The organism is Peribacillus sp. NPDC096622, assembly GCF_044762665.1.
In the GTDB taxonomy this organism is placed as follows: Bacteria; Bacillota; Bacilli; order Bacillales; family DSM-1321; genus Peribacillus; species Peribacillus frigoritolerans_B.
In genome coordinates this window covers 1-12370 of sequence record NZ_JBIWES010000039.1, presented here as the reverse complement: position 1 = coordinate 12370, position 12370 = coordinate 1, and the positions used below count along the sequence as shown (strand labels likewise).

12 protein-coding genes and 1 pseudogene are annotated in these 12370 nt (G+C 34.0%); 2 read left to right on the top strand and 11 right to left on the bottom strand.

Annotated elements, in window-relative coordinates:
* Positions 1–323: 323 nt before the first annotated feature.
* Entirely contained in the window at positions 324–701 is a 378-nt protein-coding gene (locus ACIQYG_RS26235; protein ID WP_402844358.1) for a hypothetical protein, read from the bottom strand.
* A 484-nt stretch (positions 702–1185) separates the two neighbouring features.
* Positions 1186–1377: pseudogene (locus ACIQYG_RS26230) on the bottom strand (hypothetical protein); the annotation flags it as partial.
* Positions 1378–1457: 80 nt separating this feature from the next.
* On the opposite strand from ACIQYG_RS26230, the gene ACIQYG_RS26225 reads away from it, so the two are divergent.
* Positions 1458–2174: a vanadium-dependent haloperoxidase gene (locus ACIQYG_RS26225; protein WP_402844356.1), complete on the top strand. Its 717-nt coding sequence runs from the start codon at positions 1458–1460 to the stop codon at positions 2172–2174.
* Positions 2175–2327: 153 nt separating this feature from the next.
* Here ACIQYG_RS26225 and ACIQYG_RS26220 read toward each other — a convergent pair whose 3' ends face one another.
* The gene (locus ACIQYG_RS26220; RefSeq protein ID WP_402844354.1) at positions 2328–2954 is read right to left on the bottom strand and encodes a nitroreductase family protein; all 627 of its coding nucleotides are present in this window, start codon (positions 2952–2954) and stop codon (positions 2328–2330) included.
* 123 nt (positions 2955–3077) lie between these two features.
* Between ACIQYG_RS26220 and ACIQYG_RS26215 the strand changes: the two genes are divergently transcribed.
* Positions 3078–3428 carry a winged helix-turn-helix transcriptional regulator gene (locus tag ACIQYG_RS26215; protein WP_318687545.1) on the top strand — a complete coding sequence of 117 codons (351 nt, stop codon included), beginning with the start codon at positions 3078–3080 and terminating at the stop codon, positions 3426–3428.
* Between the two features lie 544 nt (positions 3429–3972).
* On the opposite strand, the gene ACIQYG_RS26210 is transcribed toward ACIQYG_RS26215, so the two are convergent.
* The 8 genes from ACIQYG_RS26210 to ACIQYG_RS26175 all read right to left on the bottom strand — a co-directional run bounded on the left by ACIQYG_RS26210 (position 3973) and on the right by ACIQYG_RS26175 (position 12124).
* Positions 3973–4158 (bottom strand): hypothetical protein, encoded by a 186-nt coding sequence (locus tag ACIQYG_RS26210; RefSeq protein ID WP_402844351.1) that lies wholly within the window; start codon positions 4156–4158, stop codon positions 3973–3975.
* Between the two features lie 206 nt (positions 4159–4364).
* A complete protein-coding gene (locus ACIQYG_RS26205; protein ID WP_402844348.1) occupies positions 4365–5048 on the bottom strand; it encodes a VOC family protein in 684 nt (227 codons plus the stop codon).
* A 265-nt stretch (positions 5049–5313) separates the two neighbouring features.
* Positions 5314–7785, bottom strand: coding sequence for an ABC transporter permease (locus ACIQYG_RS26200; RefSeq protein WP_402844345.1), 2472 nt, complete (start codon positions 7783–7785; stop codon positions 5314–5316).
* Positions 7786–8601, bottom strand: coding sequence for an ABC transporter ATP-binding protein (locus tag ACIQYG_RS26195; protein ID WP_402844343.1), 816 nt, complete (start codon positions 8599–8601; stop codon positions 7786–7788).
* On the bottom strand, positions 8594–9124 hold the full coding sequence (locus ACIQYG_RS26190) for a sigma-70 family RNA polymerase sigma factor (protein WP_402844342.1): 531 nt from the start codon (positions 9122–9124) through the stop codon (positions 8594–8596). The genes ACIQYG_RS26195 and ACIQYG_RS26190 overlap by 8 nt, the downstream gene beginning before the upstream one ends.
* 337 nt (positions 9125–9461) lie before the next feature.
* The gene (locus ACIQYG_RS26185) at positions 9462–9629 is read right to left on the bottom strand and encodes a hypothetical protein (protein ID WP_402844339.1); all 168 of its coding nucleotides are present in this window, start codon (positions 9627–9629) and stop codon (positions 9462–9464) included.
* Between the two features lie 613 nt (positions 9630–10242).
* Positions 10243–11613 carry a DUF4179 domain-containing protein gene (locus ACIQYG_RS26180; protein WP_402844337.1) on the bottom strand — a complete coding sequence of 457 codons (1371 nt, stop codon included), beginning with the start codon at positions 11611–11613 and terminating at the stop codon, positions 10243–10245.
* Positions 11597–12124, bottom strand: coding sequence for an RNA polymerase sigma factor (locus ACIQYG_RS26175; protein ID WP_402844334.1), 528 nt, complete (start codon positions 12122–12124; stop codon positions 11597–11599). The genes ACIQYG_RS26180 and ACIQYG_RS26175 overlap by 17 nt, the downstream gene beginning before the upstream one ends.
* Positions 12125–12370: the final 246 nt, after the last annotated feature.

The following is a 12370-nucleotide window of genomic DNA, read 5'->3' as shown; positions in this document are numbered from 1 at the left end:
TGAGTTAGATTGGACTCTATACTCGTATCTTACTGAGGGGCTCTATTTTTTTCAAACCTGATATTTAACGATCTACAGGAATGCTAACCTGCCCCGATAGTTCCATAAGAGAAATGAACAATATCCTGCCCCTTTTGTTCATTAAGAAAAACCGAAATTAAATCATTTCGGTTTTTCTTTTTTATATACGGTTAAACTCTTTACAAAACGCTACGATTTTTTTAAACTGTACAACCTTCTTTCAAATCGACACAAAAAGCTATATCTAGATAGCCAGTGGAATCGGGTGTACAACCTGATTCTTTTTTCATTCAGTCAGTGAATTAATCATAAAAGATTAAATGCATATCACTGTCAGTTCTTGATTTTGCAAAAAATTCGGCTTCATTTCCACCATCAACAAATTTACCAATACCCCAGAAATACCCACATTTTCCTCGTTCTATATATCTTGTTCCTACATAATCATTATAACTATCAGGATCGTACTCCCATAATTCAACTTTTAACTTTCCTGCTGGCCCCACGTAAGGATCGCGACAAATCTTATAATCTCCACCAGTAGAGTCATACACATGACTTTCAACACCATTAGAATAAAGGGTTTCTTCCCCTAAGTAATCCCAGCCACTGGCAAATGTAGAAGAAGGTATCAACAACGCAGCTACCAATGCCACGACACTCATTATAAACTTTTTCATACTCATTCTTCCTTTCCCGTTTTGACTTGAAAAATTATGCTCTATATAATATGTTGCTTTGAAAAAAGTTTGATTAAAAATCACTTAAAATTCTTTAATCGAAAAGGAATGAAAAACAGTGCAACTTTTTTACAATTTCAACACATTAGTAAGTAATCATTAAAAGTCAAGATATTTTATTAATGACTTGATAAAAAGAAAGAATTATATAATGTTGCACAATATATAAGGCAAAAAAAGAAGGATAGATAAAATTTACTTTATCTATCCTTCTTTGTACTACATATGACCTCATTTACTACAACTACATTAAGATTTACTACAATAAAATAAAAAATTCGTTGTTCAATTAAAGCGCCCGATTACTGAAGAACGAATATAAAACCTTGGTACCAAATGGCCTTAACATTTATTTATGATACGGTTCACCGCACATATACAAGTGTTTTTTTTAACACTGTCAGCCTAATTTTACACTTCTACTTTAAATCGACGATGCTGAGGAAGCAGCTGCTTGATCAGCCTTCACACAATCATTTACAACAACGAGTGCAATATTAATGGTTTCCATCTCTTCATCTATTATTTGTACCTTGTAGCTATCGCCCCAAGTGAACCACTCCTTGCTCACTTTACCTTCGATTTTACCATGCTGTAAAACTTGAAAATCCATATCCGATCAAAAAGTTAAATGGTCATACTTCATTACTCTTAATCATAAGGAACAAAGAGAACATTTATTAGGGGGTGGTCTTTATGAGAACAAGTTATAGAAGATGGACAGAGTTTCCTTACCCAGGGGAAAGTATCCCACCTAAAGGTTCTCCAGAGGCAGGAAATTGGCCAATGTTTTTTATTTCTAGGGGAAGAGACAATGATTTCCTGGACCCCTTTCATCAACGAATCATTTGGCGAATTAAAAATCCTCTTGATATTGATTGGGAAACAGAGCTATTCATTGTAGAAGAGACATTAAAGTCATTGACTTCCCAGCAAATACGCATCGCACAATATTGGGGAACAGGTGAATTAACCGCGAAAATTACCACTCTAATTTTCAATTTAGCTGAAAAGTATATGCTGGGGTCACCGAGTGTTGCAAGGGTTCAGAGTTATTTCCACGCTGCTATGAATGATACCTTTGTTATCACGTGGTTTTTTAAATATCATTGGGATGTTGCACGTCCAAATCAATATGACAGAAATCTGTCTACTGTGTTGTTTACCCCCCGTTTTCCAGCTTACCCTTCTGCACACGCAACTGTGGCAGGATGTGCAGAGACAGTTTTAAGTTATATCTTTCCTCAAGAGTCTTCCGAAATAAAAATAATAATGGAAGAAAGTGCTCAATCCCGTTTGTACGCTGGAGTACATTTTAACGTGGATAACAATGAAGGCTTAAGGCTAGGCAGACAAATTGGAGAGGTAGTTGTAAACTTTTTAAGGGCACAAAATCTAAAAACGCTTCAATAATATTTTGGGTTCAGGTTGTGCTAACCTGAACCTTTAGTTAAATAAAGAAAGAGCTGCCTTTAAGACAGCTCCGATCTTCAGCTAACGCACCCGTTGTTTCTATAAGTAAGCACAGTTATTTGTATACCTATTTCACATAATCAGATAAGAACACTAAATTATTTTGTTTCTATACATTACCTTATTTACATTATGCCTTACGGTATTATGACCGGCTTTAGTACCTTTACCAATAGCTATAAGCATAACATCTAAATACCTATCAGAAATATTTAAGATTGCTTTTAATTTCTTAGAATCATAGCCTGACATAGTAATTGTTTCAAAACCTGCTTCATTTGCTAACAAAATTAATGACATTGACGCAAGACTTACATCTCTAAATAATTCTAACTTTAGATCTTCATTTGATTTATTTTCATAATATTTTATTGCAGCATTGGCTAGATAATCTCTTAGCGATTCATCAAAAAAACCTGCTTGAAAGCCTTCTTCATGTATCTTAATAATATTATCTTTATCAAATGCTTGATAATCACCCAACATAACAATTAAAGTTGAAGCTTCTACCACTTGATGTTGATTGAAAGCTATAGGTAGCAATAAATTTTTTAAGTCTGGTTCATCAATAATTAAGTATCGGGTTGCTTGAATATTATTTCCGTTAGGTGACTTACTTGCACTTTCAATTAATGAGGTTATAATTTCTGAACTTATTTTATAACTCGAATCATAATGTCTAACTGATCGTCTTTTTTCCAAGATATTTTTTACACTCATTTTATCAACTCCGAAATTTTTATTTATTGCTCCTTTAATTATAGTAAGTAATAATAAATTAGAAAATAACGCACAAAAATGTGGTATAGCCACTTTTAAGTGCCTATTCAGGAGGGACAGCACATGGTTAACTATAATACTGGAATCAACATTTTCATGAATATTGCAGGTGGAAAATGGAAATGTTTAATACTCTTTTTCTTGAGCCAAAAATCAGTAAGGACAAAAGAGTTTTACGAATTAATACCTGGAATTACACAAAAAGTCTTAACAGATCAATTGAAACAATTAGAAAGAGATGGACTTGTACGAAGAGAAATATTTAAAGAGGTACCACCAAAAGTAGAATACAGCTTAACTGATCTAGGAAGATCATTTGTACCAGTATTGAACACAATGTGTGAATGGGGTAATAAGTATGCAATTTTAAAAGGTATAGATAAAGATCCACAAATTTATTGTGATCATAATTAAATTTAAAATTCACATTTTTGACTTCTGAAGAAGCCTGGCGGATGCATAAAAAGTGGAGTTCTATGCAACCTCTTATTCAATATAATGCCCAATTATTAATTAAGATCAAACAGCTCTTCAACTATCCTGCCCCGTTCGTGCCATAAGAAAAGAGCTGCCTTATTAGACAGCTCTGATCCCAGCTAACGCAGCAGTTAGTAAATTAAAGCATTATTTGTGATTTTTTAATATTCGAACCTCTTCTTCTAGTTTATCTATTTTTTATTGAAGTTCTTTCTTCGGTTGCACTAGCTTTCTTAGTAAATACAAAACTAATATTACTAAAAGAGAAGACAGAATTAATCCTGGAATACCTATATTACTCAACAAATTCACACCGCCCAATTATTATAATCAACCAAATTTTAGTTTTTTTGTAAAAATAGTCAATATCAACAGTTCGATTAAGCTACGCTTAATGAACTAACTGCCCCGTTAGTTCATTAAGGAATAGACATTTTTTCAAGCAGCAGAGGATCTTTTCAGAGATCCTTCGATTCTATGTTTATTGTGATTTATTAATTGATTTCTTTTCGTATTGTTTTGAAAAGTATAGAGTAAGGATAATACCTAATAAAACGATTCCTATACAGATATAAAGTGGAACACCCCAACGTATGTAAGCAACTGTTGATGCTCCTATTACCATGATCCATTCAAAAACTAAAAATGGTTTTATGTATTTATTCAATTAACTAACCTCCCCTTCCACCATCCATATATTGTTAATTTATTTTAACATACCTGGAGTTAATAAAATCTAAAAAAATGCCTTATAGAACTATCCTGCCCCTTTAGTTCTATAAGAAAAAGCCGCCTTAAAGACAGCTCTGATCTTCAGCGAACGCACCCGTTAGTTCATTAAGAAAAGCGAAACTTCTTCAAGAATCGCGCCCGTTAACGGAATAGTGTTTCGCGAATAGTGTATGGATAACTCAAAAAGTTATCATTTTGCTCAATATTATTATAAATATCAACAATAAGAGGAAATACTTTTACCTTTTTATTAGAACCCGCCCAATTTCGATTTAGCCCCGATAGTATAAATAGCCCTTCTTCGTTTCCAAGTGGGGAAAAAACATTATTAGAGGATTTATAAACACCAACATTATATTTCTTTTGCAATATTTCTGAAGCTTGTTGTACATCTTCTACAGGTAGTCCGATTTCACTTATATTTTTAATATCTTGAGAATTAAAATCCCCATGCTCGATTTCGGGAATAGCGTGGCGAGCAATAAACTCAACAATGTTACCCAAAGGGTCATAAAAGTAAATGGAATGACAATTCCAGGATTCATCGTAATAATGGTCTATCCCGTTAATCTGATTGATTGTAACTGCTTTTTTTTTCAACCATTGTAAAGCTTGCTCTATTTTATTTTCAGTGATATTAAATGCGAAATGGTAGTAAGGGAACTCGTACTCGCTTGATTGATTAAATGTAAGTATCGACGTGCCAGCTTTAAAGGAAATCTTTTCGTTGTTCTCTTGTATAATTGGTAATTCCAATACATCGACATAAAAATCGCTAATCCCATCTAATGAATTTGTGTACAGTATTACTTCCTTTATTTTCATGTAAATTCCCCCATATTTCGGTTTAATTGACATCTTAATTAAAGCAATAACCCCACAAGGTAAAACCTGGATAAAACAATATTTATGTAAAATTAATCCTTTATTACTGCCTAGTTAGTACAAACCTTCACATGCTCATCTATATTATAACAAAAATATCCAATTTAGCTTAGATGTGGTCTTTATTCAACAATCCTGTCCCGTTAGTGCCATAAGAAAAAGGCTGCCGTAGCAACCCTTTTTATGAAATAAACACAAGCGATACTTAATGGATTTCATCAATTAGTTTTTGACGAGTTAGCAGCCAGCCTTGTCCAGCAAATAGGAGGACTGAAAGAACAATGAAGCCAACACTTACCATTGTAATGGTTTGCACGTCAAAATATAATGCTCCCGTAGAATCAATCATCGCTAAGGCATACGTTAATGTGCAACCAACAATACTACCTGCTACGATGCTATATGTTATAAAGAGAAGAATTTGTGCAACGATAAGCTTGACTAACTGATTCGGTGTCAATCCAATTAGGCGTTGAATTGCGTAGTCTTGTCTTTTTGAATAAATGTAATGCATTAATGATTGAAATACCCCAAGGCAAGTTGCAGCTATTAAAATGAGAAGCACCCCAGCAAACAGTCCCCAACGCTGATGAAAGATCCTATCGGCCTCTTCTATACTTGTTTTAAAACTACCTATGGTAAGCTCGGGATACATCTTTTTTAATTCCTCCAAAGCGAACATCGTTTTCTCTTCATCACTAGTCTGAATAAATAGCTCATCTAAAACTAAGCTCCTCTCAAAAGGCAGATGAACGGACCAGTCTACATACAAATCTGCCATCTCCAAAGGCTCCCTCGTAATCTCCGCAACTGTTAAATATCCAAGTGGTGCAACATCTTGAAGGTTATCTTGAAATCGGCCAATTTCTACCTTGTCACCAAGGGATAAATCATGATCTTTCGCAAATTGTTTTGAAATAACAATCCCTTCTTCATACTCTCCTTCAAAATGATCAATTTTTCCGAGTTCGACCATTTTAGCCATGTTAATAGCACTAAAATCGAATGATTTCCATCCTTCAGCCGTTTTCATGTCGAGTGCATCATTTAGCCCTTTCGCATATACATCTTCCACAGTCGAAATTGCCTTAACATCGCGTAATAGTTGCTGAATATCCAGATCCGTTGAGGCATCATATCCTAATGTATTTGTTACGATAATCGGTGTTTCATATCGTTCAGTTAAATAGGTTTCTTCGTTTTGCTGTAAGGTTTTCATGATAGAACTACCAAAAATTAAAATGACCATTAAAAAAATGATACTTAGCACAACAGTTGTATTACTTTTTACTTGAGGCATCATATTCTTAATCGCTAATGCTACCTCTTTTCCAAATAAACGATGGGCCGGTTTCATAATAGCTTTTAAACCTTTACTCAATAACAGTGGGAAAATTAGAATAAGTGTCAAACAGAATAGAAGTGCCCCTATGAGTAACAATAAGGCTCCTCCTCCATCTTGATTTAATTGGCTCATGAACATCAGCAGTAAAGAAACAATCGTAAGTAGTATAATTGCTATTCCTTTTTTCTTTGAAAATGCTACATCGATTCGTTCATTATTTGTCATTAATTGCATCGGCAAAATCCGTAAGCTTTGTTGTATTTGAATCCATACAAATAATTGAAGCACAACAAAACAAATCCCCGCTGTTATGAACGCAGGCACAACTAAAAATAAATTGTTACTCTCTGGTAGCCCTAAATAAGATACAAAATATTGTAAACCAAAACGTACTGTAAAAAATGTAATAACGGTTCCAAATGTGACACCAACCACATTCATCGTTGTCAGTTGTCCAGAGACAATTTTTCCGACTTGCTGACTTGTCGCACCTAGTGAACGCATTATAATGAATTGCTGTTTCATTTTATAAAAAAGCAATTGAAAATTAGACAGAAGAAGTACACCTGTAATCGCTAATATAAATACAGAAAGCACGATTATGAAAATGGATAACGTCTGGATATTCATCTGAATAAAAGGGTCTTCAGCAGTCACATCCACTCGTAAGGCCTCATCAAGGGCCTTTAACTTTACAGATGTTTCTGTTACATTCGCCTCATCTTCCATTTTTATCATTACGAACATTGCTTCTGTGTTACTCTTTGCACTCATCCATTGCTTTGCAACGTTATTGGATACTAATAGCATTTGCGGTGCATCTGCTTGTATCCCTTTATGCGATAAGATTTCACGTATAGTAAAGGGTGAGCCATTAATTTGAATAGCTTCCCCTACATGAACCTTTAATGTTTCAGCTAATGTTTGTGACACGATAACATCATGTTCCGTTAAGTTTGCAGTAAAATGATAACGGCTTTTCACCAATTTATCATTCTCTACACCAAGTGTGTACACACTATGAAGACGATCATCAACATCTGTAAATACTAGAGATGCTTTAGAGGTACTTTCTACACCCTCAGTGTCTTTGATTGCTACATATTGTTCCGTTGTCATATATTGTTGCTGTCCAGGATTATAGCCAACCATCAAATCCACGTTTCCAAATAGTTTATATAATTCATCTGCCATATGTTGTTTTGCATTAAAAGAGTACAACATCATGGTCATGATTAAGCACGTCGAAATGGCGATGGTACAGATTGTAGCTACAACATTCGGCCATCCCGCTCGAAATAACTTCATGGAAATTCCACGTAAATTAAACATCTACGCCTCACCTCGAGTAATCAACTTAAACTTCGCTAAAATCTGATCTAAATCCGAATCTGTTTGTGTCGTTATATATTCATCAACAATTTCCCCATCGTGGAAAAAGAGGACGCGATTAGCATACGTAGCGACATATGGATCATGTGTTACCAGTAGAATACTTTGATCTTTTTCTTCCTTCAATCGTACGAGTAACTGCATAATCTCTTTCGTTGTATTAAAATCTAAAGCTCCTGTTGGCTCATCAGCAAGTAAAATAGGGGGATTGGTGATAATCGCTCGTGCGATGGCTACACGTTGCTGCTGACCACCAGATAGCTCTATTGATCTATGTTTTCGCCAATCGGAAATTCCTAACTTCTCCATCGTCCATTTCACCTTTTTTGCTATTTCTGCTTGTGGTACATCGTTTAATATAAGGGGAAGAGCAATATTATCTTCTACACTTAAATCTTTCAACAACTGAAAGGACTGAAAAATGAAGCCTATATTTTCTTTTCGATATGTTGATGCATATGGCTCTTTGTAAATATCTTTTGCACGTTTCCCTGATAGATAAAGTTGCCCATTCGTTGGCTCATCAATCGCACTAATCATATTCAATAACGTACTTTTTCCAGAGCCACTTGTCCCCATAATCGCTACCATTTCTCCCTTATGTATCGTACAATTTATATTTTTTAGAGCTGTTACATCATGTGTCTTTTGATGATACACCTTCGACAACGCTTCGATTCGCAGTACTTCTTTTAGTTTTTCGCGCGGGACTGGTATTTCATTGATTTTTTCTTTAAATGAATTGTTCCTAATCATCAACATATGCCCCCTTCAGTGCATTTTTTAATACTTTTAAACCTCTACGAATGTTTGTTTTTACTGTTCCTTCTGGACAATTTAGCATTTCGGCAATCTGTTTTACTTGGTAATCTTGATAGTAACGGAGTAATAACACTGCTTTATACTTATCATCTAACTCCCCTAATACTTGTAATAAATCCATTTGTTCTTCTACTTTTGGTTGATTTGGGTCTTCTATCTTTTCAAGCTCGATCTGTTCAATGAGAACGGTTTTATTACGTTTATTTAAGAAAGCAATCGCCACGTTGATCAATATCCGTGTAAGCCAGCTCGAAAAATACGCTGGCTCTTTTAATGTATGTATGGAGGTAAGCGCTTTGCAAACTGCTTGTTGGTATATGTCGATTGCATCTGTTTCATTACGCACATAAATATAAGCAAATCTATATAAAGCATCTTGTTCATCTTCTATTAATATCTGAAATGCTAAGTTATCACCATTTCTAGCTTTGATTACTAGTTCTTCTTTTTCTGTCAAAGGACTTATGCCTCCTTTCCCATTTATTAGATAAATGAATAGCTCAAAACGATTCAACTTTTTAAAATTTCATCCTATTTTTTTAATAGAAAGTGCTTACTAAGGCATATTCCACTTTTCAAATTTATGAATAGTTGTAGCTTTGAAATAAAGATTGATCAAACGTTCCTCTTGAACTCCCATATAAGTGTAAATAAAAAGAATCCATTTTGAAAAAAGATTGATCAAAATGGATTCCTTTCTAGGAATTAAGTTTACATTTTTTTGAAATAGTTTGATTATTTTTAGTGATTCTTATAGAATTAACGCACCCGTTAGTTCATTAAATCTTAGATTGTTATTTTTGATTTTTTAATTTCCAAACCTCTTCTTCGAGCTTATCTATTCTTTGCTGAAGTACTTTCTTGGGTTCTGAAATCCTTCGACCTAATATTACAAAGAAACCAATAATAGCAATAATTCCTCCAGCAAAAGCAATAATAAATAACAACGCAATATCAAACATATAAACAACTCCTAATTTATTCTTGGTATTATCATCTACGAAATTTGAACAACAAAGTTTTGTTTTTCTTTCACTATAAGAAAAAGAGCTGCTGATCAGCTCCTGATATTGAAAGGAATGCACTGTTAGCTGATTAAGGATGGTCTTACACCATTAGATTATCAAATATAATTCCTGAACAAATTAACAAGATTCCAATAATAATATGGACTTTTTTTCATTTACTTTTGTACTTTCTAAATAGTAAAGGTGATTCCAATTAGGCCAATAAATACAACACTTCTTATAAAATAAGATGTACTTACAAGAAAAAGGTTAGGAAATATTTGATAAAAACCAGATGTAACACCCATAACAAACAAAAAAAGAGGAATTCTTAATTTCCCAATACATTTCTTCATCACGTTTAATTAATCAATTCATAAATGAGTTATTAAATCCTTATCTCCTTAAGGGGTAGCGTAAGGAAAGGTGAATTTACAACGTTAAGAAAATTTAAATATACAAAAGCCTAATTTCTCGTTAATAAGAAATTAGGCTTTTGTTACTTCATAAAGGCCCCCGTTTTCAACTAAAAAAGTCGCTTTTCAAAGTTGGAAATGGCTAAAATAAATTAGGGTATTTCAATTTCAAATTCTTCATACATAGTTGGTTTTGGTAATTTATCGGTTTTAAGCTGTAAACCTTCTTTCTCACCAGTTGCAAATTCTTGCTTAAAACTGTTTCCCTTGATCCTTTCTGCAAATGGATTGTCTTCTACCATTAAGTTTTTCCCGTTAGCATCTTCTAGCCATATTGGATTTCTTAAAAGTTTATTGTCGACGATGGCATCACTTTGAACGTCAAAATGCACAATCATCTTATCTTCTAGATAGGTTATATCTGTTATAAGAACCTTCCCAAAATCACCTTGATCTAACATAAAAGGCAAACTTTGATCATCTAACTGAATAGAAACTTCTTCACGCCCTTCTGACATATGAATTGAATAAGGAATAATTCTAACCTTTTTTGTTCCCTCTTTTAAAGGCGTATAGAGAAAATCAAGAGTAGCCTTTTCTTTACCGTTTTCTTTATCTCCATAGCCACTTCCACTTACAGTGTCTAACACATTCCCTATCTCATCTATAATATAAAAATTCAACTTATATGGATCGAGTTTGTTATTTTCTTCATCTGCCGTTACTTTAACAGCAAGATCAGTTCCTGCTGGGCCGAGCTTCAAAGAAGCAATTTGAACCTGTGCCTGTTCAATCATTTTAACTTCCTGTGGGCGAATAACTGTCACGTCATTCGATTGCTTCACCGGAAATTCGAACTCCCACTTTCCTGGAATAAGACCCACAGCGTCAATTCTTATCTTGATATCAAACTCCTCTGGGAGTTCTTTGGTTGGGTTAATATCCATCATTCCCTTATATTTCTGCGGTGTGACAAAATCCCCTGAAGTGCTAGAATTGAAGTTAATTTCCTTTCCATTCACTTCAATGGTCGGCCGTTCAAGCTCACCAATCGCGAATAATGATTCTTGCGTATACCCAAATGTAAGGCGTGTTCCGTCATAAAAAATTTCATTCATTGTTAAGGTAATCCCATTATCCCTTGAGGATTGGTCTACAATTTGAGTTAAGCCCTTTTTCCCTGCTATTTTTAAGCCTTCATCACTAGCATCATTGAAAAAGGTTCCTATGATTGGAATATGAGATGCAACTTTTGCCATGGCTGGAGAACTTGCTGAACCTATAAATAAACTAAATAATATGACCAGAGCGATACTAGAGTATGCTAATTTCCGAATCACACTTCCTTTTTTAATACGAGTTAATAGGATAGGGTGCTTATTTCTCTCTTGGGATTCCAAATTTTCAATATCAGTTAAGATTCGGTTTTTCAGTTCTTGTTTTTGTTTTGTTTTCCACATTAGATCGGAATTTAATTTCTTTAAGGAACTATCAAAATCAGTATCTTCATATTGCTTTTTCATCCAAATACCCCTCCTTTATTAACTGTTTTTTCAATGCTGGAATAGCTCTAAAAAGAGTCGATTTAACTTTACTCTCAGACCAACTCAATATCTTTGCCGTATCCTCAATAGAAAAACCTTTGATTTTTCTTAAAACGATCACCTTTCGATATGTATCTTTGATTTCCCCTAACGCTTTATATAGTTCAAATGATTCCTCTTTTATTTGAATCATTTCTTCAGGCAATGAGTTATTGTCCTTTTGCAAAAGAAATACTTCTTTAAAGAACCTGCTGGGTTTGCGTTTTCTTAAAAAATCAACTGTTAAATTGTGAGCGATACTGAATAGCCATGTTTTTTCACTGGAATGCTGATTAAATGAATTATGATATAAATACGCTTTTACAAAGGTATCATGGGTCAGATCCTCTGCTTGTTGATAATCCTTAACCATCAATAAAATAAAACTTAAAATGGATTTACTATGTTGGTCATACCAATCTGCAATTTCCTTTTTTCTGTACTCCGACAAGTTACCACCCCTCCTTTTCTTGAATGTTCAATACTTAGACGTATTAGCTAAATAAAAGTTGTGTTTTTTGGAATCTTTTTTTATTGAACTAATCTGCTCCGATAATTCTATAAAAAAAGAGCTGCCGAAAAAAGCAACTCTGTTATTGAAGTAAACCAGCTAATAGGATGTCAATATCTTTCTCTAATATTTTCATTTCCCTTATGATATACTATTTTTGGCCATGCCAAATAACCCTCCAAAACC